The 24,924-nt window shown below is 43.1% G+C and carries 26 protein-coding genes; 23 read left to right on the top strand and 3 right to left on the bottom strand.

Going from position 1 to position 24,924, the window contains the following annotated elements; translation table 11 throughout:
• Positions 1–188 precede the first annotated feature (188 nt).
• The 16 genes from ACTWQL_RS05655 (at position 189) to ACTWQL_RS05580 (ending at position 13,186) form a co-directional block, all read left to right on the top strand.
• Positions 189–779 (top strand): manganese efflux pump MntP, encoded by a 591-nt coding sequence (locus ACTWQL_RS05655; RefSeq protein WP_443141416.1) that lies wholly within the window; start codon positions 189–191, stop codon positions 777–779.
• Positions 780–948: 169 nt separating this feature from the next.
• The gene (locus ACTWQL_RS05650; protein WP_443141415.1) at positions 949–1,542 is read left to right on the top strand and encodes an arsenate reductase/protein-tyrosine-phosphatase family protein; all 594 of its coding nucleotides are present in this window, start codon (positions 949–951) and stop codon (positions 1,540–1,542) included.
• A gap of 114 nt (positions 1,543–1,656) precedes the next feature.
• A complete protein-coding gene (rpiB, locus tag ACTWQL_RS05645; protein WP_443141487.1) occupies positions 1,657–2,100 on the top strand; it encodes a ribose 5-phosphate isomerase B in 444 nt (147 codons plus the stop codon).
• A 49-nt stretch (positions 2,101–2,149) separates the two neighbouring features.
• Positions 2,150–2,722: a TIGR01440 family protein gene (locus ACTWQL_RS05640; RefSeq protein ID WP_443141414.1), complete on the top strand. Its 573-nt coding sequence runs from the start codon at positions 2,150–2,152 to the stop codon at positions 2,720–2,722.
• A 474-nt stretch (positions 2,723–3,196) separates the two neighbouring features.
• The gene (glyA, locus tag ACTWQL_RS05635) at positions 3,197–4,432 is read left to right on the top strand and encodes a serine hydroxymethyltransferase (protein WP_443141413.1); all 1,236 of its coding nucleotides are present in this window, start codon (positions 3,197–3,199) and stop codon (positions 4,430–4,432) included.
• A gap of 418 nt (positions 4,433–4,850) precedes the next feature.
• A complete protein-coding gene (gene upp, locus ACTWQL_RS05630; RefSeq protein WP_261131063.1) occupies positions 4,851–5,480 on the top strand; it encodes a uracil phosphoribosyltransferase in 630 nt (209 codons plus the stop codon).
• A gap of 260 nt (positions 5,481–5,740) precedes the next feature.
• Positions 5,741–5,968 (top strand): AtpZ/AtpI family protein, encoded by a 228-nt coding sequence (locus ACTWQL_RS05625; protein WP_443141412.1) that lies wholly within the window; start codon positions 5,741–5,743, stop codon positions 5,966–5,968.
• A complete protein-coding gene (locus ACTWQL_RS05620; protein WP_443141411.1) occupies positions 5,965–6,339 on the top strand; it encodes an ATP synthase subunit I in 375 nt (124 codons plus the stop codon). The genes ACTWQL_RS05625 and ACTWQL_RS05620 overlap by 4 nt, the downstream gene beginning before the upstream one ends.
• Positions 6,340–6,364: 25 nt before the next feature.
• Positions 6,365–7,075, top strand: a complete 711-nt coding sequence (atpB, locus tag ACTWQL_RS05615) for a F0F1 ATP synthase subunit A (RefSeq protein ID WP_443141486.1) — start codon at positions 6,365–6,367, stop codon at positions 7,073–7,075.
• A gap of 312 nt (positions 7,076–7,387) precedes the next feature.
• Positions 7,388–7,600, top strand: coding sequence for a F0F1 ATP synthase subunit C (gene atpE / locus ACTWQL_RS05610; protein ID WP_226547468.1), 213 nt, complete (start codon positions 7,388–7,390; stop codon positions 7,598–7,600).
• A gap of 112 nt (positions 7,601–7,712) precedes the next feature.
• Positions 7,713–8,228, top strand: coding sequence for a F0F1 ATP synthase subunit B (atpF, locus tag ACTWQL_RS05605; protein WP_443141485.1), 516 nt, complete (start codon positions 7,713–7,715; stop codon positions 8,226–8,228).
• Positions 8,225–8,773 (top strand): F0F1 ATP synthase subunit delta, encoded by a 549-nt coding sequence (locus ACTWQL_RS05600; RefSeq protein ID WP_443141410.1) that lies wholly within the window; start codon positions 8,225–8,227, stop codon positions 8,771–8,773. Before atpF ends, ACTWQL_RS05600 begins: the two co-directional genes overlap by 4 nt.
• A gap of 25 nt (positions 8,774–8,798) precedes the next feature.
• On the top strand, positions 8,799–10,307 hold the full coding sequence (gene atpA / locus ACTWQL_RS05595) for a F0F1 ATP synthase subunit alpha (protein ID WP_443141409.1): 1,509 nt from the start codon (positions 8,799–8,801) through the stop codon (positions 10,305–10,307).
• Between the two features lie 81 nt (positions 10,308–10,388).
• Positions 10,389–11,249, top strand: a complete 861-nt coding sequence (gene atpG, locus ACTWQL_RS05590) for an ATP synthase F1 subunit gamma (protein WP_443141408.1) — start codon at positions 10,389–10,391, stop codon at positions 11,247–11,249.
• A 62-nt stretch (positions 11,250–11,311) separates the two neighbouring features.
• Positions 11,312–12,715 carry a F0F1 ATP synthase subunit beta gene (atpD, locus tag ACTWQL_RS05585; protein WP_261131048.1) on the top strand — a complete coding sequence of 468 codons (1,404 nt, stop codon included), beginning with the start codon at positions 11,312–11,314 and terminating at the stop codon, positions 12,713–12,715.
• Positions 12,716–12,781: 66 nt separating this feature from the next.
• Complete coding sequence (locus tag ACTWQL_RS05580; protein WP_443141407.1) at positions 12,782–13,186, top strand: F0F1 ATP synthase subunit epsilon; 405 nt, start codon at positions 12,782–12,784, stop codon at positions 13,184–13,186.
• 597 nt (positions 13,187–13,783) lie between these two features.
• On the opposite strand, the gene ACTWQL_RS05575 is transcribed toward ACTWQL_RS05580, so the two are convergent.
• Genes ACTWQL_RS05575 through ACTWQL_RS05565 form a run of 3 tightly spaced genes read right to left on the bottom strand, consistent with a single transcriptional unit; the run spans position 13,784 to position 16,797 of the window.
• The gene (locus tag ACTWQL_RS05575) at positions 13,784–15,304 is read right to left on the bottom strand and encodes a tripartite tricarboxylate transporter permease (RefSeq protein WP_443141406.1); all 1,521 of its coding nucleotides are present in this window, start codon (positions 15,302–15,304) and stop codon (positions 13,784–13,786) included.
• A 13-nt stretch (positions 15,305–15,317) separates the two neighbouring features.
• The gene (locus ACTWQL_RS05570) at positions 15,318–15,782 is read right to left on the bottom strand and encodes a tripartite tricarboxylate transporter TctB family protein (RefSeq protein WP_443141405.1); all 465 of its coding nucleotides are present in this window, start codon (positions 15,780–15,782) and stop codon (positions 15,318–15,320) included.
• A 37-nt stretch (positions 15,783–15,819) separates the two neighbouring features.
• Positions 15,820–16,797, bottom strand: a complete 978-nt coding sequence (locus ACTWQL_RS05565; RefSeq protein ID WP_443141404.1) for a tripartite tricarboxylate transporter substrate binding protein — start codon at positions 16,795–16,797, stop codon at positions 15,820–15,822.
• A gap of 295 nt (positions 16,798–17,092) precedes the next feature.
• Here ACTWQL_RS05565 and ACTWQL_RS05560 point away from each other — a divergent pair, with 295 nt between their 5' ends.
• From ACTWQL_RS05560 to ACTWQL_RS05530, 7 genes are all read left to right on the top strand, one after another.
• Positions 17,093–17,542, top strand: coding sequence for an Lrp/AsnC family transcriptional regulator (locus ACTWQL_RS05560; RefSeq protein WP_221567293.1), 450 nt, complete (start codon positions 17,093–17,095; stop codon positions 17,540–17,542).
• 346 nt (positions 17,543–17,888) lie between these two features.
• Entirely contained in the window at positions 17,889–18,830 is a 942-nt protein-coding gene (gene nikB, locus ACTWQL_RS05555) for a nickel ABC transporter permease (protein WP_443141403.1), read from the top strand.
• 22 nt (positions 18,831–18,852) lie between these two features.
• Positions 18,853–19,755: an ABC transporter permease gene (locus tag ACTWQL_RS05550; RefSeq protein ID WP_443141402.1), complete on the top strand. Its 903-nt coding sequence runs from the start codon at positions 18,853–18,855 to the stop codon at positions 19,753–19,755.
• Positions 19,756–19,776: 21 nt separating this feature from the next.
• The gene (locus tag ACTWQL_RS05545) at positions 19,777–21,324 is read left to right on the top strand and encodes a glutathione ABC transporter substrate-binding protein (RefSeq protein ID WP_443141401.1); all 1,548 of its coding nucleotides are present in this window, start codon (positions 19,777–19,779) and stop codon (positions 21,322–21,324) included.
• Positions 21,325–21,331: 7 nt separating this feature from the next.
• Positions 21,332–22,339, top strand: coding sequence for an ABC transporter ATP-binding protein (locus ACTWQL_RS05540; RefSeq protein WP_443141400.1), 1,008 nt, complete (start codon positions 21,332–21,334; stop codon positions 22,337–22,339).
• Positions 22,311–23,285 (top strand): ABC transporter ATP-binding protein, encoded by a 975-nt coding sequence (locus ACTWQL_RS05535; protein WP_443141484.1) that lies wholly within the window; start codon positions 22,311–22,313, stop codon positions 23,283–23,285. The genes ACTWQL_RS05540 and ACTWQL_RS05535 overlap by 29 nt, the downstream gene beginning before the upstream one ends.
• Positions 23,286–23,300: 15 nt before the next feature.
• Entirely contained in the window at positions 23,301–24,911 is a 1,611-nt protein-coding gene (locus ACTWQL_RS05530) for a gamma-glutamyltransferase family protein (protein ID WP_443141399.1), read from the top strand.
• Positions 24,912–24,924 lie beyond the last annotated feature (13 nt).

Genomic DNA, 24,924 nt, shown 5'->3' with positions numbered 1-24,924 from the left:
CTGATCCTCCGCCTTTTTATTTAATCTGGGAGAGTGACTACAAAACAACAATCCCCATCCATCAACAAATCGGAACATTAAAACCGAAATTATCCCTCCTCCGTATAATTCACTATTAATTCCAATTCTCCTTCGTCAAAACTCGATTTTCCCCTATCCATGGAAGAAATGTCTAATCCGAAGTAGACATGCATAAGGTGAAGTATGGACAAAGGGGGAGGGCGACTGTGACTACTGAACTCTTGGATGAATTGATCACACTTGTCATCATGGCGATAGCCTTAGGTATGGATGCGTTTTCGATGGGACTAGGGATGGGAATGCTCACACTCCGAATACGCCAGATTTGCAAGATCGGCCTATTAATCGGACTATTTCATATGATTATGCCTTTATTAGGGATGACAATAGGAAAACAACTTACCCTGCATTTTGGCAATCTTGCCACATGGATCGGCGGGGGTCTCTTGATTCTCCTTGGCATTCAGATGATCATTTCCTCTTTACGTACGTCGGATGAACCGTTCATCACTCCTAAAGGATTCGGTATATGGCTTTTTTCGTTAAGTGTGAGTTTAGATAGTTTTTCAGTCGGTCTCAGCCTTGGTATTTTTGGGGCGAAAGTGATCTTGACGATCCTTTTGTTCGGAATCATCAGCATGGGCTTGACCTGGCTCGGTTTGCTGATCGGTCGAAAAACGCAAAAATGGTTCGGGTCATACAGTGAGGCTTTAGGTGGATGCATTCTCCTATCCTTCGGGTTGAAGCTGATCTTTTAAATAGATGGCTCAAAGTCAAATAAATAAAAATGCAATGCGGGTTCTTTTTTAATGGAACTTGTTTTTGGTTGTACGGAACTGAAAGCATTGAACCTGCTCCAAGCATTCTATAAAATAAAAGTTATAAACGTAGTGAAGAACTGCCAAGCTAGCAATAGGAGGCATTTGAATGAATATATTATTTGTATGTACTGGAAACACCTGCCGCAGTCCGATGGCAGAAGCGTTGTTGCGGCATTATTCCAATGGGAAGATCGAAGTCCAGTCCGCAGGGATCTATGCAGCTTACGGAAGTCCCGCAAGTGCACAATCCATAGAGGTTTTAAAAGATGAAGGCATCTCGTGCAATCATAAATCTCAACCTCTGACAGAAGATCTGGTAGAATGGGCGGACTTGATTTTAACGATGACCACACAGCATAAACAAGCGATCATCTCACAATTCCCCTCTAAATTGAAGAACGTGCATACGATTAAAGAACACGTCTCCGATCATGAAGAAACGCTCGACAAATTGGATGAGGTATACGACAAAATCGAACAGTTGAGAGCTCGAATCTATGAAACAGACGATGGTAATCACGCTGAAAAACAGGCGCTCTTCACTAAAATGCAGGATCTGATCGCTGAAGCTGAAAGACTTGAACAATCCATGCCAGTAATGGATGTTTCCGATCCGTTCGGCGGTCCAAAGGAATTATATTGTCAAACGTTTAAAGAATTGGACGAACTTGTACAGAAATTGACTGAAAAATATAGTTGAAAAAGCATTCAAAACCTGAGATAAACAAGATAGGGGAAAACAGTCCTGTTGAAACAGAACACACATCCCCTTACAATGAACACAAACATCATTACAATGGAGGATTTTAATACAATGAAAGTTGCAATCGGAAGTGACCATGCAGGTTACAAAATCAAAGAAGATATAAAAGATGTCATGGATGAATTGAACATCCAATACGAGGATGTAGGCTGCAATTGTGAGGATTCAGTCGATTACCCGGATTACGCAGTCCCGGTAGCTGAAAAGGTAGCAAATGGTGAAGTCGACAGAGGTATCTTGATCTGCGGAACAGGGATCGGTATGTCAATCACAGCGAACAAAGTGGATGGTGTGCGTTGCGCGCTTGTACATGACTTGTTCAGTGCAAAAGTTACAAGACTTCACAACGATTCGAATGTACTTGCGATGGGCGAACGGATCATTGGGCCAGGATTAGCGAAGGAAATTGCGAAAGTCTGGCTCCAAACGGAATTTGAAGGGGGACGCCACAAACGCCGCGTCAATAAAATGATGGAAGTTGAAACGAAGGCTTAAGGCTTGCAACGCTTTTAACCATAATCGGGGAAAAGAAAGGAAGATTGGAATGGACGAATCACTGTATGAGGTTCAACCCCAAGTTGTCGAAGCCCTTGAGGAACTGGACAAAGCGATCCCGCTTTCTTCAAATCAACTATTGGTCGTAGGAGCAAGTACGAGTGAAGTGGTGGGAGAAGCAATTGGAACGTCCGGGACGATGGATGTTGCACATCAGCTTTTTGAAGGAGTCATCGAGTTTCAAAAAAGGACCAATGTCAATATCGCGTTCCAATGCTGTGAACATCTGAACCGGGCATTGGTGATGGAACGTCAAGCAGCGTTAGAACGAGGATATGAACCTGTGACGGTTGTTCCGGTCCGGTCAGCTGGTGGTGCATTGCCGACCTACGCCTTCCATCACTTGAAAGATCCCGTTATCGTTGAGCATATTAAAGCCGATGCTGGGATCGATATCGGTGACACGTTCATCGGGATGCACTTGAAGCATGTCGCAGTTCCAGTTCGATCTTCCGTAAAATCAATCGGCCATGCCCACGTGACGCTAGCGCGAACGCGTCCAAAACTGATCGGCGGAGAACGGGCAGTCTATCCGGCCAAAGAAGAAATATCGTATAAATAGAGATGATGGAATATGAAGGTTGACCGTGGCGGCTTGCTACTGTCAGCCTTTTTTGAGTTTTCGAAAAAAATCTTTTCTTTTAATCGAAAAACTCATTTATAAATGAGTTTAATTCGACTTTTTCTCACTTAAAGAAAGTATAAAATACTTTCTTCAGTATAAGCGTAACTAAAGCAAAGGCTTTGCTTTGCTAAGTTTTCTTTAGATCAAAAGCTACTGAGTTGCCGGAATTGTTGCAAATTCTTCGCTTTGGCAGAATTATCTCTACAACTCGGGGGCAAAACGCTACAAAATTGAAATTATCAAATTATCACTACAACTAAAAAACCACATTCAAAATGAAAACCCTTTCAATTACAATCCTATGAAATTTCAGAGAAATAGCCCGTTTAACGTTACGAGACGTTAGCAATAATGATAAAATGTAATCATTGTTTTTAAAAATAGTGTAGAGGTCAGTAAAGGAGTGAAACCATGGATCAACTTAAGAGTCAAGATGCGGTTGTATTCAATGCGATCCAGGATGAATTGGGTCGTCAACGCAATAAAATCGAATTGATTGCATCTGAAAACTTTGTCAGCAAAGCTGTAATGGAAGCTCAAGGATCTGTTCTTACTAACAAATACGCAGAGGGTTACCCGGGCCGCAGGTACTATGGTGGCTGTGAGCATGTCGATGTGGTGGAAAACCTTGCAAGAGACCGTGCGAAAGAGCTTTTTGGTGCGGAACATGTCAATGTCCAACCGCATTCAGGAGCGCAAGCGAACATGGCGGTTTATTTCACCATCTTGGAGCAAGGCGACACAGTACTTGGGATGAACCTATCTCACGGAGGACATCTGACACACGGGAGTCCGGTCAACTTCAGCGGTATCCAATACAATTTCGTCGAGTACGGTGTAGATGAAGAAACACATACAATCCAGTACGACGAGGTGCTGGAATTAGCGAAGAAGCATAAGCCGAAGCTGATCGTTGCTGGTGCTAGTGCTTATCCGCGTGAAATCGATTTTAAAAAGTTCAGAGAAATCGCCGATGAAGTCGGTGCATACTTAATGGTGGACATGGCTCATATTGCTGGTCTTGTAGCGACTGGTCATCACCCGAATCCTGTACCGTATTCACACTTCGTGACGACTACCACACACAAGACCTTACGTGGACCACGCGGCGGGATGATTTTATGTAATGAAGAATTTGCGAAGAAAATCGATAAATCGATCTTCCCAGGAATCCAGGGCGGTCCACTCATGCACGTGATCGCTGCAAAAGCGGTTGCTTTAGGGGAAGCACTTAAAGACGATTTCAAAACATATTCTCAAAATGTGATCGATAATGCTCGTGTACTTGGAGAAGCTTTGAAAGAAGAAGGCCTATCGCTTGTTTCAGGTGGAACGGATAATCACTTGTTGCTTGTCGATGTCCGCAATATGGACGTGACAGGGAAGGTGGCTGAACGTGCCCTTGATGACATCGGAATCACTGCCAATAAAAACACGATTCCGTTTGATTCGGAAAGTCCGTTCGTTACGAGTGGTCTCCGTATCGGAACAGCGGCAGTTACATCAAGAGGCTTCGGAGCAGAAGATATGAAGGAGATCGCCTCCATCATCGCCCTTGTCCTTCGCAACCCAGAAGATGAAGAAACAAAAACGGCAGCTAAAGAGCGGGTCGAGCGACTTTCTTCTAAATACGCGTTATACGAATAAAAATAAAGAGGGCGCCAGCATGATGGCGACCCTCCTTTTTGTAGTTTATGACTCTGTTTTTGTAGTTAATATTTCATTTGTGTAGTTAAATTCTTGTTTTTGTCGTTTTTTTCAAATTTTTGTAGTTCGCCCTTCAATTTTTGTAGTTCCGGTCGGTCCTTTGCCGTGTGAATCCTATTCAACCCGTATTGACCTCATAATTTTATCGTTTCCACCTTCATAAAATCCCCAATTCATTCAGAATTCTAATCAAATGGTACTGTTTTTGCCTCAGGTATGATTTTCCTGACGAATCGTGTTGAACTTGCCACCTTTTTTCTGTACAATTTGCGAGAGGCAAAAAACCTTGAGAAGAGTTGCATTGACTAAGTTTTGAGACAACTCTAATTTTACATAAACTAATAAGGAGAGATGATGAATGAGTAAAGTACACGTTCTTGAACATCCGTTGATTCAACACAAGATTACTTATATCCGTGATGAATCAACCGGAACGAAAGAATTCCGTGAGCTTGTCGATGAAGTTGCAGCCCTCATGGCATTCGAAATCACCAGAGAACTTCCCCTGCAAGAGGTAACAGTGAAAACACCGGTGTCTGAAGCGAAGGCATACACGATTGCGGGTAAAAAGTTAGGCTTAGTGCCAATTCTTCGTGCAGGTCTAGGGATGGTTGACGGAATCCTGAAGTTGATCCCTGCCGCAAAAGTTGGGCATGTCGGATTATATCGTGATCCGGAAACGTTACAGCCTGTGGAATATTATGTGAAGCTTCCTAGCGATATTGAAGAACGTGAACTCATCGTAATCGATCCGATGCTTGCTACTGGCGGGTCTGCAGTTGCAGCGATCAACTCCTTGAAAAAGCGTGGTGCACAGAACATTAAGCTAATGTGTCTGATTGCTGCACCTGAAGGAGTAAAAATGGTTCAAGAAGCCCATCCAGATGTCGATATTTACCTTGGGGCAATGGATGAATACTTGAATGAAAAAGGATATATCGTTCCAGGACTTGGTGATGCAGGAGACCGATTGTTCGGTACAAAATAAGTAGAAAATCATCCAGTGAAAAAAGGTTCAAAAAGTTTTCAAATCTTACCATGATTTTCGCTTGTAACACAATTGACATGTACTAGTGGCTATAGTATTCTTACAAAGGATGTATGATAAGGTTTTCATACCTACTATATCTACATTCTGGCAACTTTTAATTCTCGTCTATTACTCCGGCTTATACCCAAAATTTTTTTGCGTATAAGTACTCATCTTAAACCTCAAAACCAAGCCATTTTACAAAGGAGTGCGATAAGATGCGCACTGGTAAACGTTCACCTCTCCACTCGATGGCATTGATGTCCGGTATTCTCTCTCAATTAGTAGGGTCGATACTTGTCGGAATTTTTGGTGGAATGTGGTTGGATCGTAGTTTGGATACAGCTCCGTTTCTAATGATCGTGGGACTGTTCATTGGTTTAGCAGCAGGGGTATACGGGATGATCAAGTTAATTCAGCGCCACTTTGGGGAAGAGGACCAATGACAGAGAACCTCTCGACGTATAACAACGCGTTTCGACGATACATAAAATACAGTCTCTATCTGCTATCAATCTGTGTCTTAGGCTGGGGTTTTACGAGCTACAAGCAAGTATTCCTCGGGTTGGTGCTCGGGATAGCCGTGAGTATGTACAATGTATGGTCAATGCATCGTAAGATCGATCGCGTTGGACAAGCTGTGACCGAAGGAACAAAGGTAAAAACGATGGGATCTCTTTCAAGATTGATGACAGCTGGACTGGCTGTACTGATCGCCACTCGTTTTCCTGAATACTTCAACTTGATTGCAGTAGTAGTGGGTTTACTCATGATATACCTAATCATGTTGATAGATTTTTATTTTGCTTCTAAATGAATTTTGGGGAAGAGAGGTGAAAGAATTGAATCATGAAGCGCCTACGTTTGACTTATTTGGGTTAACTTTCAACACTTCCAATGTAATGATGATTACAATTGCATCCGTAATTGTGTTCATAATCGCAGTACTCGGTTCACGCAGCTTACAGATGCGGCCTACCGGAATGCAGAACTTCATGGAATGGCTCATCGATTTCGTAAAAGGAATCATTAACAGCACGATGGACTGGAAAACAGGTGGACGCTTCCTGACGCTAGGACTGACGATTATCATGTACATATTCGTCTCCAATATGCTCGGACTTCCATTTGCAATTGCAATCGACCATGAACTCTGGTGGAAATCACCAACAGCTGATCCAACGATCACATTGACACTTGCCATCATGGTTGTGGTACTCACGCACTTTTACGCTATCAAAGTAAAAGGAGCAAAATCATACGGCAGTGATTTCTTCAAGCCGATGAAATTCATGTTCCCGCTAAAAATCATCGAAGAATTCGCAAACACGTTGACGCTCGGTCTTCGTCTTTACGGAAACATCTATGCAGGTGAAGTATTGCTTGCACTATTAGCAGGAGCAGGTGCAGCAGGAATCTTCTCAGGAATCCTCACGTTTGTACCGATGCTCGTATGGCAAGGATTCAGTGTCTTTGTCGGGACCATCCAGGCATTCATCTTTACGATGCTGACTATGGTTTATATGGCTCACAAAGTCAGCGACGAACATTAGGAAGTTTAAAATATTGCGAATGATAAACGGCGTATTTCCGACGCACAGGATGTGCTAGTACTGCCGTTGTCACAGGACGTGACGTATTTAGGCAGTGATTGTTACGCCGCGAACTACTTGTTTCTAATCCGTCACATTTTAAACACTGATTTAAAAGAAGTTTAAAATGCTCACAAATGATGTCGAAATGTATCACAGCATGGCGTCATAAGTGATGTATTGAACAAACATGCAAGTCTTTGATTCTAGGAATAAGCCCATTTATGGGAAGAAATTATAAACTAATCTATATTTCTCAAGGAGGAAATTTAAATGAATTTAATCGCAGCTGCAATTGCAGTAGGTCTAGCGGCAATTGGTGCCGGTGTAGGTAACGGTCTTATCGTAGGACGTACAGTAGAAGGGATCGCTCGTCAACCAGAATTACGCGGAACTCTTCAAACAACAATGTTTATCGGTATCGCATTAGTTGAGGCACTTCCAATCATCGGTGTCGTTATCGCGTTCATCGTACTTGGTGGCTAATTGCCATAACTTTCTGTAGCGTTACCATGTAGTTTTCATAATGGCGAAGTTCTATGTGGACCTCGCCATTCCTTATGTATGACCTATGAAGGGAGGAACCGCTGTGCAATTCTTGAATCCAGACAGTCTTATTTTGGGTGCGGGTGGTTTTTTTGCCGGCGACATATTATTTCAGTTATTAGCGTTTATCGTTCTATTATTCTTGCTGCGTAAATATGCTTGGGGTCCATTGATGGGCATCATGAAAAAACGTGAACAGCATATCGCAAGTGAAATAAATGAAGCTGAAACAAGCCGTAAGGAAGCTCAAGCTTACCTGAAGGACCAAACTGAGGCTTTGAAAGAAGCACGTAAAGAAGCACAAGCACTGATCGAATCAGCTAAAAAGCAAGGTGAGCAACAAGGTGAGAGCATTCTTCAAGCAGCACGTGAAGAAGCTGTTCGTATGAAGGAATCAGCTCTATCTGAAATCGAACGTGAAAAAGAACAAGCTGTACAAACGTTGCGTGATGAAGTCGCAACATTGTCTGTTCAAATCGCGTCTAAGGTGATCGCCAAGGAACTGGATGAGAAGTCCCAGGAAAAACTTGTAGACGATTATCTTAAAGAGGTAGGCGAAGGTCGATGAGTAAGGACAAAGAAGTCGTAGCGAAACGATACGCCGCTGCTCTATTCGAAGTCGTACGGGAGCGTAATGCACTCGACCAGGTCGAAAAAGAGCTTGTCAGCGTAAAAACCGTCATCCAAGAGAATGATCAATTACTTACGATCCTGAACCATCCTAAGATTTCGATTGATGACAAGAAAGCCTTATTATCAAAAATATTTGGTAATCAAGTTTCTGAAGTTGTCCACAATACACTTTTATTGATGGTCGACCGTAAACGCGAAGCTATGATTTCGAGTATGGTCGAACAATATATCCGATTAGCAAATGAAGAACGCGGTGTGGCAGATGCTACTGTCTACTCCGTTCGCATTTTGACTGAAGATGAACAAAAAGCGATTTCCAAAACGTTCGCTGAGCGTCTTAACGTAAAAGAGCTTCGTGTTGAAAATGTGATCGACCAGGATCTTGTCGGTGGCATCAAAGTCAAGATCGGCAACCGTATTTTCGACGGAAGCGTCAGTGGTAAGTTGAACCGAATTCAACGTCAATTAGTCTCCGAGTGAGACGAGTACGATAGGGGTGAAATTCATGAGCATAAAAGCGGAAGAAATTAGTTCGCTGATCAAACAACAAATTGAAAACTATTCTTCTGAAATAGAAGTAAGTGATGTAGGTACCGTTATTCAAGTTGGGGACGGTATCGCACGTGTCCATGGATTAGACAATGTCATGGCTGGTGAGCTCGTTGAATTCTCTAATGGTGTGATGGGTATGGCCCAAAACCTTGAGGAAAACAACGTCGGTATCATCATCCTTGGACCATATGTCGATATCCGTGAAGGAGACGAAGTCAAGCGTACAGGACGTATCATGGAAGTTCCTGTAGGTGAAGAGTTACTCGGACGTGTCGTGAACTCTCTTGGACAACCAGTTGATGGAAAAGGTGCCATTGAAACATCAAAAACTCGTCCAATCGAGAGCGGTGCACCAGGTGTTATGGATCGTAAATCTGTACACGAACCGCTTCAAACAGGAATCAAAGCGATCGACTCTCTGATTCCGATCGGACGTGGTCAACGTGAATTGATCATCGGTGACCGTCAAACAGGTAAAACGGCGATCGCAATCGATACGATCATCAACCAAAAAGACGAAGATATGATTTGTATCTACGTTGCTATTGGACAAAAAGAATCAACTGTTGCAGGTGTTGTTGAAACTCTTCGTGAGCACGGAGCGCTTGATTACACAATCGTCGTAACAGCGAGTGCATCACAACCAGCTCCACTTCTTTACCTTGCTCCATATGCTGGGGTAACGATGGGTGAAGAATTCATGTACAACGGTAAGCATGTACTTGTCATTTATGATGACCTTTCGAAGCAAGCAGCTGCATACCGTGAACTGTCACTACTACTTCGTCGTCCTCCAGGCCGTGAAGCATTCCCAGGGGATGTATTCTACCTTCACTCTCGTTTACTAGAGCGTGCAGCGAAGTTGAGTGATGCTAAAGGCGGCGGTTCATTGACTGCACTTCCATTCATCGAAACACAAGCGGGTGACGTATCGGCTTATATCCCGACAAACGTTATCTCGATTACAGACGGACAGATCTTCTTACAATCAGATCTATTCTTCTCCGGTGTACGTCCAGCGGTTAACGCGGGTCTTTCTGTATCCCGTGTTGGTGGATCCGCACAAATCAAAGCAATGAAGAATGTTTCCGGTACGCTTCGTCTTGACCTTGCGTCTTACCGTGAGCTTGAGGCATTCGCACAATTCGGATCAGATCTGGATAAAGCAACACAGGCGAAGTTGAACCGTGGTGCGCGTACTGTTGAAATATTGAAGCAAGGCCTGCACAAGCCACTTGCTGTTGAAAAGCAGGTTGCCAGCCTTTATGCGCTAACAAAAGGTTTCTTGGATGATATTCCAGTTGAAGATATTCAGCGTTTCGAAGAAGAATACCATACTTGGTTAGAACATAACCGTAAGGAATTGCTTGCTGGAATCCGCGAAACTGGAAAACTTTCTGAAGACGAAGATATGAGAAGCGCGATTAACGAATTCAAGAAAACATTCGTTGTATCTGAGTAACGTTTAACGACATAGTTTTCTTTCGGATCATAATGGGACGGAACCCAGGTCTTCGTCCCTTTAATAAAGGTGGTGAAACGAGTGGCATCGTTACGTGATATTCAAACAAGAATCAACTCTACGAAAAAGACCAAACAAATCACGAAGGCAATGGAGATGGTTTCGGCAGCGAAATTGAACCGTGCTGAAAACAATGCAAAATCCTTCGTAACTTATATGGATAAGATCCAGGAGGTCGTCTCAAGTATTGCGAGTGGCAGTTCGAATGCACGTCATCCAATGCTCCAAAGTCGATCTGTCAAAAAGACTGGTTACCTTGTAATCACTGCTGATAAAGGGCTCGCAGGTCCATATAACAGCAGCGTCCTACGTCATGTCTACCGTACGATTCAGGAACGACATAATTCGAAGGACGAATATACAGTCATCGTAGTCGGAAAAGTCGGTTTGAGTTTCTTCAAGAACCGGAACATGCCAGTTGAAGACAGCATCGTAGGTCTTGCCGATCAACCAGAATTTGCTGATATCAAAGAGATCGCGAGTCAAGCTGTACAGAAATTCGCTGACGAAGTATACGATGAATTGTATATGTATTACAACCACTTTGTGAGTGCGATCCAGCAGGATCTCACAGAAAAGAAGTTGTTGCCACTTACGGATATCGGTGGAGAAGAGAAAGCGAAAAGCTCCTATGAATATGAGCCATCTGAAGAAGAAATTCTTGAAGACCTTCTTCCTCAGTATGCAGAAAGCTTGATTTATGGTGCTTTACTAGATGCAAAAGCTAGTGAACATGCTTCTCGTATGACTGCAATGAAGAGTGCGACTGATAATGCAGAAGATATTATCGGCAGCCTTTCACTTTCATACAACCGAGCTCGTCAGGCCGCAATCACTCAAGAAATCACTGAGATTGTCGGTGGAGCAGCAGCACTTGAATAGACGAATCGACCTTAGGGTCAGAAACATATAGCATCCTCAAAAGGACGTTAGGAGGGAAAAACATGAACAAAGGACGTATCACTCAAGTCATGGGTCCGGTCGTCGACGTACAGTTCGAGAGCGGGAACCTGCCTGAGATTTACAATGCACTTAAAGTTCAAAGCACTGAGGGAGAAAAGTCAATCGATTTGACTCTCGAAGTTTCACTTCACCTTGGTGATGATACTGTTCGTACCGTCGCGATGGCTTCCACCGACGGACTCGTTAGAGGAACGGAAGCGGTAGATACTGGATCACCGATCGCGGTACCAGTCGGTGACGTAACATTAGGTCGTGTTTTCAACGTACTAGGTGAAAAGATCGACCTTGATGAGGAGCTTCAACCAGGCATCCAACGTGACCCGATTCACCGTGAAGCACCGAAATTCGATCAACTTACAACGAAAACGGAGATTCTTGAAACAGGAATCAAAGTCGTTGACCTTCTTGCACCATACGTAAAAGGTGGAAAGATCGGGTTGTTCGGAGGAGCAGGAGTAGGGAAGACCGTATTAATCCAGGAGCTTATCAACAACATCGCACAAGAACACGGTGGTATTTCCGTTTTCGCAGGTGTTGGAGAGCGTACACGTGAAGGTAATGACCTTTACTACGAAATGAAAGACTCCGGAGTAATCAACAAGACAGCGATGGTATTCGGTCAGATGAACGAACCACCAGGAGCTCGTCAACGTGTTGCATTGACTGGATTGACAATGGCGGAATACTTCCGTGATGAGCAAGGACAAGACGTATTGTTCTTTATCGATAACATTTTCCGTTTCACACAAGCAGGTTCTGAGGTATCTGCCCTGTTAGGACGTATGCCTTCAGCGGTTGGTTATCAGCCGACACTTGCTACTGAAATGGGTCAATTGCAAGAACGTATCACATCGACAAAGAAAGGTTCCGTAACGTCTATCCAGGCGATTTACGTACCTGCCGATGACTACACTGACCCAGCACCAGCAACAACGTTCGCTCACTTGGATGCAACGACGAACCTTGAGCGTAAGCTTTCTGAAATGGGGATCTACCCTGCGGTTGACCCGCTTGCTTCAACTTCTCGTGCACTTGCACCTGAAATTGTTGGAGAAGAGCACTATAATGTTGCTCGTCAAGTACAGCAGACGCTTCAACGTTACAAAGAGCTTCAAGATATCATCGCAATCCTTGGTATGGATGAGTTGAGTGACGACGACAAATTGACTGTATCACGCGCACGTCGTATCCAGTTCTTCTTATCTCAAAACTTCCATGTGGCCGAACAGTTCACTGGACAAAAAGGATCTTATGTTCCGGTCAAGGAAACGATTGAAGGATTCAAACAAATCCTCGATGGTAAGCATGATGATATTCCTGAGGACGCATTCCGTCTTGTAGGACGTATTGAAGAAGTACTAGAAAAAGCTAAACAAATGGCATAAATGATCTGTGCGAAAAGAAGGTAAAGCTTTATCTGATTTTTGTACAAAGGCCCGAGGAGGGGTTTCATGAAGACATTCACGGTAAGTGTCGTCACCCCTGATGGCCCTGTGTATGAAGAAACAGGCGCAGAAATGGTCAGCGCGAAAGCCACCAGCGGTGAGCTTGGAATCCTGCCAGGCCACGTTCCGCTTGTAGCACCGTTGACCATCAACGCTGTGCGAATCAAGAAAGACAACAATACACAGATCTTGGCTGTTAGTGGTGGCTTTATAGAAGTACGGCCGGACCAGGTGACAATCCTTGCACAAGCAGCAGAGCTTGCAGCAGACATTAATGTCGATCGTGCAAAAGCTGCAAAAGAACGTGCGGAGAAACGCCTGCAAGGTTCGAAACAAGAAGACATCGATTTCAAACGCGCTCAGTATGCCTTGGACCGCGCAATCAATCGAATCAACGTTACAAGCAGATAATGCTGCTTACGAAAGACCTTTTCAGCTCGGCTTTGAGCTGGGAGGGTCTTTTTTTAGGCTTTGTTAATCTTCGTTGTTGATTTTTAACGAAATTCACTACCTTTCCGTGGGCTGAAGAAAAGCGGAAGCGACCCGCTTAGTCACGTAGGTCACTGGAAAACTGACGATGAGGCTGTTGCCGCCGCAGGAAGTTTGAAGTGATCCAAGTGTCGCTGAGCTGGACATTACTACCTGCAAAAACTTACTTCCGTACTATATCCTCGCTGATACCAAGTTGTACTAACCCGTTAACGGACACAGGAGACCTTATTTGACTGAAATAATGGAATTTTTCAAACTTAGCGGACACCAGGGACCTTATTTCGCAAATATCAGAGGAAATTGGCTGTTTTGTTCACGAATAACGGCTGTGGTGTCCGTTAAATTTCAGAAACAGCGATTTTGTCACAAATAACGGCTCTGATATCATTGCTGTGGGGTCTCGACTGGCCAGCTTTGCCCGCAGGAGTGTCAATTAACAGAACGGTTGTATAAAATCCACAAAAAAGCAGATCACTTCTTTGAAATGACCTGCAGACAAAAAATCTATATCTTGTGTTATGTTCTTGGGATACCGGTTGAATCAGTAGTTTGTATGCACTTGTTATGCCGGATATCTGTTATGATCGCATATAAAATCGAGAGAACAGTCAAGAGTAATAGTACTCCCGAAATTGGGCGAGTAATGAAAAGCGTCAGATCACTATTGGTTGTAATTGCGATTCGTAAGTTTTCTTCTGTCAACGGTCCAAGAATGACACCCAGTATAAATGCAGGTAGTGAAAAGTTGCCTAGCTTCATTAAGTAACCCACAATTCCGAAAAGTAGTAAAACCCAAATGTCAAAAACCCGATTATTGATAGCAAAGCTTCCTAGTGCACACAAAATAATGACCACAGGAATGAGATAATGCATCGGAACGTCATTGATCCTTAGGAAAAATTTGATACCAAAGGATTGGATGATAAGCATGAATATAGCCGAAATAAAGAAAGAGAGAAAGATCCCATAGGCTAAAACTGGTTCAGAGACAAAAAAGTAAGGGCCGGGTTGGATCCCGTGGACTAAAAGAGCCCCCATCATCATTACTGTAACTGCGCTTCCTGGAATTCCTAAAGCAAGTGTAGGTATCAGAGCGCCTCCCTCTGAAGAGTTGTTTGCAGATTCAGCAGCAATAATGCCATCCTGAGTCCCTTTTCCAAATTTACTTGGGTTTCTAGACATTTTTTTAGCAATATCATAGCTAAGGATATTAGCAATACTTGAACCTGCTCCAGGCAGGGCACCGATAAAGGTTCCTACAAAGGATGAGCGGATCACGTTTACCCAAGAGGAAAACATATTTTTCAAGGTCTTGCTGACAGGATAGGATAAACTGATATTCTGATTGAATTCCAGCTTTTCCTTTTTTTCTTTTTTAGCCTCAGATAAGAGTTGAGAGAAAGCAAAGATCCCGATCAAAACAGGTAAAAATGCAAACCCGCTCAGCATTTCCACAGATCCGAAAGTGAAACGCTCAACTCCCATTATGGGATCGGTTCCAATTGTGCCGATAAACATGCCGACCAGACCAGCTATTAACCCTTTTATCAAATTTCCTTCACCTAAACTTGCAATAGCGCTTAAGCCAAAGACCATCAGACTGAAAAATTCCCAGGCTCCGAATTTGATCGCCCATGTCGATAACATCGGAGCAGCCAAAACAAGAATCACTCCACCGATAATCGAACCTATGAAGGAAGACCATAATCCGATAGCTAACGCTTTTCCAGGCTCCCCGTTCTTTACCATAGGATAACCATCAAAGGTCGTGGCCATTGCCGAAGGAGTTCCAGGAATCCCTAATAAGCAGGCAGAAATCAATCCACCGGAAGCACCACCTAGCCAAACTCCCATCATCAATGAAATTCCTGCAAGTGGTTCTAAACCAAAACTAAAAGGTAGGGTTAGCGCTACTGCCATGGTAATTGTAAAGCCGGGGATACATCCGAAGACGATTCCAGCAATGACTCCTATCATCATCAATAGCAGAGTATCCCACTGCATGATGGCTTGAATGCCTAAAAGTAAGTTATCCAATTGTTAACCCTCCTTAGAAAAAGATTCCCTTTGGGAGATAAACGTTCAAGACGTTCTGAAAGATGACTGAAAGGGTAACAGTGATCACTAGTAAACTGACTAATGGGATCACATGGCTTTTTATCGGTCTCTTCTCAGGCAAGATCAGTAGATAAATGATCGCAATGAAAATGAAAGAAGAAATGATGAACCCAAGAAAATCCAAACTTAAGATATAGAGAGCAAAAAGGGTAAAGATGATCCATACGATGCGCTCTTTTTGGTTTTTATCCTTCTTCTTTTCAGTTTTCTTTTCTTTTTTCAAGAACGATTGAATGAGCATTCCAATCGTTAATATGGCAATCAGCCCTAAAAGAAGACGCGGGAAAAATGCTGCTGAAATCTCAGTAAGGTCCTTTACATCGATGAATGTTGATTGATAGTAGAAGAATATACAGAATATAAGCAGTACTGCTCCAGCAATACGGTCTTTAGTCATACGCAGCCCCCATTTCGTTGTTATCTATCTTGGTGTATTAATCGATGACACCTTGACGTTTCAGCATACCACTCAAATAATCGACGTCATCTTGCAGATGCTTTCCGTATTTCTCGTTATCCATATATCTGACCTCTACACCCATTTTTTCCATTTCTTCAACGAACTTAGGGTTTTCAGCAACTTTTTTGACGGCGTCACTTAACGTTTTGACAATCTCTTCCGGCGTCCCTTCCGGTGCGAAGAATCCTCGATTTGTTGCATTTGTAAAATCAATGCCTTGCTCTTTCAATGTCGGTACATCTGGAAGAGCAGGAGTTCTTTCATCAGTAGCAATCCCTAAGATTTTAAGTTGATTGGCTTTCATATATTCCTTAGCAGCAGGAATGGTAGTTGCTCCAAAGTCAAGATGCTGTCCTAACAAAGCTTGTGTACGTTTCGCAGTCCCATCATAGCCAACAATTTTGAATTTGACATCTGCTTTGTCTTGAATACCAAGAGGCACAATGTGTGAAGTGGAACCGATAGATGCCCCGAAACTGATTGATTCCGGATCTTCCTTCAGTTGTTCAACGACATCCTTCATACTGTCCCAAGGGTTGTCCACATGAGTTGCAATCAACTGAGGTGCTGATGTTAGCAAAGAGACAGGTTCGAAGGAAGAATAGTCAAAGTCTGTTTTTCCCATCAATTTTGAAATCCCGATCGAATCATGACCAGCTAGGATGGTATATCCGTCTGGTTCAGCCTTCATCGCTTCCTCAGCACCAATAGAGCCGCTTCCCCCATTGATATTTTGTATCGTTATTTTGGTGTCCAATTCTTTTTCTAAATACTTTACTGCGATCCGGTTGATGACATCCGTATCCCCACCCGCAGACCAAGGAACGATCAGTTTGATATTTTTTTCTGGGTAATTTGATGAATCACCCGAGGATGAACAACCTGCTGGAGCTGTAGCGACCGAAAGAATGAACACGAATGCTAAAAGCATTCTCTTCTTCAATTGTTTCATGTTTACTCCCCCTAGTTATAAAATTGAAAGGAATCAATCCAATTATTAAACATTTGTAAATGTAATTTGACATTTGGATTCCCTTTTGTTGCAAATAAGTATATACAAAATATTTCGACAAGTCTATGAGATGATTAAATTTTCTGATTGTTGTTTTGTTAAAAGCTTTTTGTGCCTATTTATTCAAGGAGAAAAATAGGTTAAAAGTATGAAATTGTAAATAGGTTTGATTGTTTAGTAAATCCATTATCTATATAATAAAGGGAGATAAACTTTACATTTGTGTGGTGAGGGAATGAAAATTGATCAGATTGATAAGAAAATCTTAGAACTGCTTACTCAAAACGGAAGAATGTCGTATGTGGATATAGGCAAAGAACTGAATTTATCCAGAGTCTCTGTGAGAGAAAGAATCAACCAATTATTAAAAAATGGTGTTATTGAAAAGTTCAGTGTCATGATCAATTCAGAAAAAGTAGGAAAGAATGTATCCGCTTTTTTTGAAGTAGATTGTGAACCGAATGCTTTAGTGAAAGTAGCGGAAGCACTAGCAAGCAATCCTAATGTCGCAAGCTGTTATCAAATGACAGGACCAAGTACGTTGCATATGCATGTCTTGGTGAATGATTTCATCGCATTGGAATCATTTATTAACAATGAATTATACGCTCTTGAAGGGATCACACGGGTAGAAAGTCATATTCTCTTAAGAAGGTTCAAGAGTAGAGCGGGGCTTAAGTTATAGATAACCATATAGATTTTACAAAACGGAAATTTAATAGGATTATTTATACATGCCGGAGGAGAAAACGCTTCCCCGGCTTTTTTTATTTGACAAAAAGAAGTATTTTTCGAAATACTTCAATTTTTTTGTATATTTTGTGGATTTTTGTCTGGAGTATCTATATAATCATAAATAATTTAATTGGCCATACATTTGTTAATAGAAAATGGGATATGAATTAACAAATGTAATAAAAATAAATAATTGCTTTTCGAAAAGATATCTATAATTTTCCATCTTCATTATTGAAATTGGGATTATTTTTTCGTTTTTTATTTCGTATGCCGAAATTATTGGAGGTGAAAACATGATTAGTCTTATCTTAAGACGTCTTTTACAGTTGGTTTTATTGCTTTTTGGAATATCCTTTATCGTTTTTATGAGTATGCACATTTCACCAGGTGATCCTGCGAGTATAATCGGCGGACCGACTGCAACGGAATCGGATATTGAAGCAATCAGGGATAATCTCGGTTTGAATGATCCAGTATTGGTCCAATACGGAAATTATATAGCAGGGGTTCTACAAGGAGACCTCGGGTTTTCCTATCAATCAAAAGAATCCGTAAGTGAAGCAATCCTCACCAGGTTTCCCAATACACTGAACCTTGCCATAGCAAGCATGATTGTTGCTGTAGTCATTGGGGTTACAGCAGGGATCATTTCTGCATTGAAGCAAAACTCATGGCTTGATATTTCAAGCACAACGGTTGCGCTTGCCGGGATTTCTATTCCGAATTTTTGGCTCGGGACGATTCTGATTCTGATTTTTGCAGTTAATTTGCAATGGCTGCCTGTTGGAGGGTTAAGTGCTCCTTTTTATACATTCGAGGGGGTGAAACAGCTTATATTGCCTGCAATTACATTAGGGACAGGATCAGCAGCCATGATTGCTCGAATGAGTCGTTCTACAATGTTGGAAGTGATCAGGGCTGATTTTATCCGTACAGCCAGGGCTAAGGGAGTAAAGGAAAAATCAGTTGTTTGGATTCATGCTTTAAGAAATGCGATGATACCAGTCATCACAGTCATTGGTTTGAATTTCGGGTTCCTTTTAGGAGGAACGATCATAACTGAACAAGTCTTTGCCATCAATGGGGTAGGGCGACTGATGATTGAAGCGATCGCAGCAAGAGACTTTCCGATGGTACAAGGGTCAGTCCTGCTTGTTGCAACCCTGTTCGTGCTTGTAAATCTGATCGTCGACATTGTATATGCGTTTATTGATCCACGAATCAGCTACGATTAATCGGTTGAAAGGAGGTTCTCAAATGTCTGGAGAGGCAGTAGCTTCGAATTCAAAACTTGAAAACAGCAATCAAAAGAAAGAGAAAATGGTTTTAGTGATCACAAAACGATTATTAAAGAACAGATTAGCAGTATTTGGTCTGATCATCATTTTCATACAAGCTTTGATGGCTATTTTCGCAGATTGGATCACTACATATGATCCCGTCCACCAATCATTGGCAGAAAGTGAGCTGCCTGTTTTTTCTGAGGGGCATTGGCTAGGTACGGATAATTATGGTCGGGATATGTGGAGCAGGATCGTCTTTGGTGCTAGGATATCTCTGGTTGTCGGTTTCGCATCCGTCATTCTAGGTTTAATCGGTGGAATAACGTTAGGACTTATATCTGGTTATTATAAAAAACTTGATGGAATCATCATGCGATTCGTAGATCTGTTGTTTGCTTTTCCAGGAATTTTATTGGCCATGTTAATCATTGCAATGTTAGGAACAAGTCTTGTGAACGTAATGATTGCAATAAGTATTTGGTCGATTCCGACATGCGCCCGAATTGTAAGGGGAAGTGTCTTATCTGTAAAAAAACAAGAATACATCGTAGCTATGAAATCACTCGGGGCAAGTAATTTCCGTATTCTCATCAAACATATTCTACCAAACTGCATGGCTCCGATCATCGTGTTTGCAACAATGAGAATGGCTACTGCAATTCTTTCAACATCTGCACTTAGTTTTTTGGGACTTGGTGCACAGCCGCCGACTCCGGAGTGGGGCGCTATGATTGCAGCTGGTCAGGATTTTATGTGGACATCACCACATATGACAATAGTGCCAGGGATTGCAATCATGCTAGTTGTGTTTGGGTTTAATGTTTTGGGTGATGGGTTGCGTGATGCGTTGGACCCTAACATGGATTTCAATAACTAAATCAACGGGAGGAAGGTTGAAATGAAAATGAAGCGCTTGAGCACTAGCTTATGGGTTGTCTTCTTAATAGCATCTGTCACATTAGCAGGGTGCAGTGGAGAAGAGTCAGGTAATGGCTCTGGAGGTAACGGGGACGTTCCTCAGGAGCTGACGTACGCGACTACGACAAAGGCGGTCGGTCTATCACCGATCGAAACGAATGATTCTGTTTCATCCCGTGTTATCGAACAAATCTATGAAACTTTGTTCATCAGGGATGAAAAGTCGATGGAAATCGTACCTTACCTTGCAGAATCATATGAAAACCCAGATCAGAAAACCTGGGTTATCAAACTGAAAGAAGGAATCAAGTTCCATGATGGGACTGACTTTAATGCTGAAGCTGTCAAATATACATTCGATAAGTTCAGAGATCCAGAAACTGCGGCGCCTCGAGCATCCTTATTGGAACCGATTGAATCGATCGAGGTGAAAGATGAATATACCGTTGTCATCAAAACGAAAGAACCGTATGGTGCGATGCTTGCAGCTTTATCCCATTCAAATGCGTCAATTGTGAGCCCAACAGCTGATAAAAAGGGGAATTTGAACAAGAAGCCTGTCGGGACCGGCCCTTTCAAATTTGTTGAATGGAAGTCAGGAGACCATATTACACTAGAAGCAAATAAGGATTATTGGCAAGACCCACCTCAACTTGAAAAAGTGACGTTCAAAGTCGTTCCTGAAGTGAATACAGCTGTCTCAATGCTTCAAACTGGAGAGGTTCAATTCATTGATGGACTTACGGCTGAGCATTTGCCACGACTTGAATCGCTTAAAAATGTCGAGATCATGAAAAAAGAAGGGACACCCGTATCGTACCTTGGCTTTAACATGGCTAAAGCTCCGTCAAATGAGCTTCCATTCAGGCAGGCTGTTGCTCATGCATTAGACAGAGAGGCTTATGTTAAAAAATTAAAAGGATTAGGGGTCCGATCCAACAGCATCATTGGGCCAAAAGTTTTTGGTTATGACCAATCAGCCGAAAAATCAGGTTACGCGTATGATCCGGAGAAGGCAAAACAACTCCTTGAAGAGAACGGCTATGTCGGAAAAGAAGTCAAAATGTTGGTTGCAAATACGCCTGTGTATATGAACATGGCTGAAATCGTCCAGGCACAGCTAAAAGAGGTAGGTTTAAAACCTCAAATCGAAACACTAGAATGGGGCACTTTCCTGGATGTGAGTAAAAAAGGTGAATTTGATATCACATTCCTGGGCTGGACAAATTCAACCGCGGATGGAAGTGAGCTTCTTTATCCTAACCTTCATAGCGATAATATTGGTTCATCAAACCGCGTTCAATATTCGAATCCTGAGTTTGATAAATTGGTAGATGAATCACGGAATATTGTCGATCAGGAAGAACGTAAACAGAAACTGGTCGAAGCGAATGAAATCGTCGTAGAAGACATCCCGTGGGTAGTCATGAACCACGGTATTGTAGCAGCGGCATATGATAAATCGGTTAAAGGCTTGGAGATGGATCCTACTGGCCGATGGTCATTATATAACGTACACAGAGAGTAGGGTTAACATGCCAGAACAGTTGCTAAAGGTTGACAACCTCGTAACGAAATTCAAAACGGCTGAAGGAAAGCTTTCAGCCGTCCGCGGGGTTTCATTTTCCGTCAATGAAGGTGAAACGGTGTGTATCGTTGGGGAGTCGGGGTGTGGTAAAAGTATCACCTCTTTATCGATAATGGGATTGCTACCCAATAATGGCGAGATCAGTGAAGGTTCTGTCCAATTTGCCGGTCAGGAACTTACGAAATTATCAAAAGAAGAGTTGCGTAAACTTCGGGGCAACAAGATGTCGATGATTTTCCAAGAACCGATGACTGCTTTGAATCCAGTTTTCACAGTTGGGTTTCAAATCCGGGAACCGTTAATGATCCATAAGAGGTTATCACAACGGCAAGCCCACCGTAAAGGGATCGAGTTATTGAATCAAGTTGGCATCCCTTATCCTGAAAAGAGAATGTCTCAGTATCCCCATGAACTGAGCGGGGGGATGCGACAGAGGATCATGATAGCAATCGCTTTAGCGTGTCGACCATCCCTTTTAATAGCTGATGAACCGACAACGGCACTCGATGTGACGATTCAAGCCCAGATACTCGATCTTATCGATGAGATGAAAGACGAGTTAGGGATGGGTGTGATTATGGTCACGCACGATATGGGAGTTGTAGCGGAGGTGGCTGATCGTGTCATGGTCATGTATGCTGGTGAAAAAATTGAAGAAGCCGATGTTGAAAGTTTGTTTATGAATCCTCAGCACCCGTATACAAAGGGATTGTTGAGATCAGTACCAAATGTAGATGACCGCGACCATCAGTTGGAACCAATCCCTGGCTCTCTTCCTAATTTGAACGAAAAAATAAGTGGATGCCGTTTCCATAACCGGTGTGAATTCGCAACGGAAAAATGCAGGGAACAATCCCCGAAGACCTTTACTGTCAACGAAACGCATACGGTTAGATGCTGGTTACAGGAGGTGGAGCAAAATAATGATGCAGAAACAGCCGCAACCTCTTCTTAAAATCAGCAAAATGAAAAAGTATTATCCAATTAAAGGAGGCATCCTTCAAAGAGTGCAAGGTCATGTAAAGGCGGTTGAAAATGTGACCATCGATGTCTATGAAGGGGAAACACTGGGTGTTGTTGGTGAGTCTGGATGTGGAAAATCAACATTTGGCCGTGCTGTGCTTAGACTTGAACCATTGACAGAAGGGTCGATCCAATTTAAGGGCGAAGAGATCGGGTCGCTCCCTGAATCCAAGCTCAAAAAGTACAAAAGGCAGATGCAGATGATTTTCCAGGATCCTTATGCCTCATTGAACCCCAGACAGCGAATCGGTGATGCGCTTGAAGAGGCTTTTATCATCCATACGTCAATGTCTAAAAAAGAGCGGAAAGAAAAGGTTAGCAGTTTGCTTGAAGAAGTTGGCTTAAAACCAGAACATTATGACCGTTATCCCCATGAATTCAGTGGGGGTCAACGGCAACGTATCGGTATTGCCAGAGCGATTGCATTGAACCCTTCGTTTATCGTTTGTGATGAGGCTGTTTCTGCACTTGATGTATCGGTGCAAGCCCAGGTCATCAAACTTTTAAAAGACATTCAGGATAAACATCAATTGACTTACATGTTCATTTCACATGATCTAGGCGTAGTCCGTCATATCAGTGATCGCGTTCTTGTCATGTATCTCGGGAATACTGCAGAGCTTGCACCAGCTGATCGAATTTACGAGAATCCTCTGCACCCTTATACGAAAGCGCTGTTATCTGCAATCCCTCGTCCAATTCCAGGGAGGAAGCGCAAACGTGTGAAGCTAGAAGGAGATTTGCCGAATCCGGCGAATCCTCCTAAAGGGTGTGCTTTTCATACCAGATGTCCACTGGCAACTGGACAATGTAAAGAAGAAAAACCGGTATGGAGAGAAGTAGAGAAGAATCATTTTGTTGCTTGTCATGAAGTTTAGAAGGGGGAATTGATCATGAGTATAGATACTTTATACAACCCGTATCCATCACAACGAATGACGACTTTTGCGAAAAATGGGATGGTGGCGACCTCGCAGCCGCTCGCTGCACAAGCGGGGGTGGATATCTTGAAAAAAGGCGGCAATGCAGTCGATGCAGCTATCGCTACCGCTGCATGCTTAACCGTTGTTGAACCGACGTCCAACGGGATCGGTGGGGATGCATTTGCGCTCGTTTGGACGAAAGGGAAGCTGCATGGACTGAATGCAAGTGGTCCATCACCACAATCGATTTCAATAGAGGCACTTAAAGAAAAAGGAATTGAAGATATCCCGAAGTATGGCTGGATTCCTGTCACAGTACCTGGTGCACCAGGAGCCTGGGCTGCATTATCGGAACGTTTCGGTAAATTGCCGTTGACGGACGTGCTGGCACCGGCAATCGATTATGCAGCAAATGGTTATCCAGTTTCACCGACGTTAGGGAAGTATTGGAAAGCAGCGGCTGTTCATTTTAAGAAAGTGCTTACCAATGATGAATTCAAGCATTGGTTCGATACATTCGCTCCTGACGGAAAATCACCGGAAGTAGGAGAAGTATGGCGTTCAGAAGGGCATGCATCGACTTTACGCGATATCGCCGAAACAAAAGCGGAATCGTTTTATCGTGGAAAAATCGCTGATGAAATCGACGCATTCTCGAAAAAGTATGACGGGTTTTTACGTAAGGACGATCTAGCAGCCTATCAACCTGAGTGGGTCGATCCGATCGGTGTCGAGTATCGAGGACACAAAGTTTGGGAGATTCCACCGAACGGGCAAGGGATCATCGCATTGATGGCGTTGAACCTATTAAAAGATTCTGAGTATGCCAATAAAGAAGACGTCGAAACGTATCACAAACAGATCGAAGCAATTAAACTCGCATTCACGGACGGTCTCAAATATGTAACAGAAAATAAATCGATGACGACGAGAACGGAAGACCTTTTAAGTGAGGCGTATGCTGCAGAACGGAGAAAACTGATCGGGGAAAAGGCGATGGATCCTACACCTGGAACACCTCCAAAAGGCGGAACCGTCTATCTTGCGACGGCTGATTCAGAAGGCAACATGGTGTCGTTCATCCAGAGCAACTATATGGGATTCGGTTCAGGTCTGGTTGTACCTGGAACGGGAATTGCATTACAGAATAGAGGTCACAATTTTTCGATGGATCCTGAACATGATAATTGTCTTGAAGGCGGTAAGAAAACCTATCACACGATCATCCCGGGCTTTTTGACCAAGGGCGATCAGCCAGTCGGTCCATTCGGTGTAATGGGAGGATTCATGCAGCCGCAAGGGCATCTGCAGGTGATTATGAACACGCTTGATTTCCATCTCAACCCACAAGCTGCACTTGACGCACCAAGATGGCAATGGATGGAAGACAAGAAAGTTTTAGTGGAGCCGAACTTCCCGAACCACATTGCACAAGCTCTTGCACGTAAAGGCCATCAGATCCAGGTCGCTTTGGACGGCGGTCCGTTCGGGAGAGGGCAAATCATTTGGCGAGATCCAGAGACGGGGGTCCTTTCAGGTGGAACGGAATCACGTACAGATGGCAGTGTTGCCGCTTGGTAGGGAGAAGCGAAAC

Source organism: Pseudalkalibacillus sp. R45 (assembly GCF_052246725.1).
Classification (GTDB): Bacteria; Bacillota; Bacilli; order Bacillales; family Fictibacillaceae; genus Pseudalkalibacillus.
Note: the sequence above shows the minus strand (reverse complement) of the source record. Positions and strands in the feature narration are given on the sequence as shown.

Bases quoted from the DNA above. Each gene is read 5' to 3' on its own strand.
- atpA (WP_443141409.1), top strand. From the start codon at position 8,799: ATGAGCATAAAAGCGGAAGAAATTAGTTCGCTGATCAAACAACAAATT.
- ACTWQL_RS05655 (WP_443141416.1), top strand. From the start codon at position 189: ATGCATAAGGTGAAGTATGGACAAAGGGGGAGGGCGACTGTGACTACT.
- ACTWQL_RS05540 (WP_443141400.1), top strand. From the start codon at position 21,332: ATGCCAGAACAGTTGCTAAAGGTTGACAACCTCGTAACGAAATTCAAA.
- ACTWQL_RS05530 (WP_443141399.1), top strand. From the start codon at position 23,301: ATGAGTATAGATACTTTATACAACCCGTATCCATCACAACGAATGACG.
- ACTWQL_RS05550 (WP_443141402.1), top strand. From the start codon at position 18,853: ATGTCTGGAGAGGCAGTAGCTTCGAATTCAAAACTTGAAAACAGCAAT.
- rpiB (WP_443141487.1), top strand. From the start codon at position 1,657: ATGAAAGTTGCAATCGGAAGTGACCATGCAGGTTACAAAATCAAAGAA.
- ACTWQL_RS05620 (WP_443141411.1), top strand. From the start codon at position 5,965: ATGACAGAGAACCTCTCGACGTATAACAACGCGTTTCGACGATACATA.
- ACTWQL_RS05640 (WP_443141414.1), top strand. From the start codon at position 2,150: ATGGACGAATCACTGTATGAGGTTCAACCCCAAGTTGTCGAAGCCCTT.
- ACTWQL_RS05600 (WP_443141410.1), top strand. From the start codon at position 8,225: ATGAGTAAGGACAAAGAAGTCGTAGCGAAACGATACGCCGCTGCTCTA.
- ACTWQL_RS05625 (WP_443141412.1), top strand. From the start codon at position 5,741: ATGCGCACTGGTAAACGTTCACCTCTCCACTCGATGGCATTGATGTCC.
- ACTWQL_RS05560 (WP_221567293.1), top strand. From the start codon at position 17,093: ATGAAAATTGATCAGATTGATAAGAAAATCTTAGAACTGCTTACTCAA.
- glyA (WP_443141413.1), top strand. From the start codon at position 3,197: ATGGATCAACTTAAGAGTCAAGATGCGGTTGTATTCAATGCGATCCAG.
- atpE (WP_226547468.1), top strand. From the start codon at position 7,388: ATGAATTTAATCGCAGCTGCAATTGCAGTAGGTCTAGCGGCAATTGGT.
- upp (WP_261131063.1), top strand. From the start codon at position 4,851: ATGAGTAAAGTACACGTTCTTGAACATCCGTTGATTCAACACAAGATT.
- nikB (WP_443141403.1), top strand. From the start codon at position 17,889: ATGATTAGTCTTATCTTAAGACGTCTTTTACAGTTGGTTTTATTGCTT.
- atpD (WP_261131048.1), top strand. From the start codon at position 11,312: ATGAACAAAGGACGTATCACTCAAGTCATGGGTCCGGTCGTCGACGTA.
- ACTWQL_RS05580 (WP_443141407.1), top strand. From the start codon at position 12,782: ATGAAGACATTCACGGTAAGTGTCGTCACCCCTGATGGCCCTGTGTAT.
- ACTWQL_RS05650 (WP_443141415.1), top strand. From the start codon at position 949: ATGAATATATTATTTGTATGTACTGGAAACACCTGCCGCAGTCCGATG.
- ACTWQL_RS05545 (WP_443141401.1), top strand. From the start codon at position 19,777: ATGAAAATGAAGCGCTTGAGCACTAGCTTATGGGTTGTCTTCTTAATA.
- ACTWQL_RS05570 (WP_443141405.1), bottom strand. From the start codon at position 15,782: ATGACTAAAGACCGTATTGCTGGAGCAGTACTGCTTATATTCTGTATA.
- ACTWQL_RS05565 (WP_443141404.1), bottom strand. From the start codon at position 16,797: ATGAAACAATTGAAGAAGAGAATGCTTTTAGCATTCGTGTTCATTCTT.
- ACTWQL_RS05535 (WP_443141484.1), top strand. From the start codon at position 22,311: ATGCAGAAACAGCCGCAACCTCTTCTTAAAATCAGCAAAATGAAAAAG.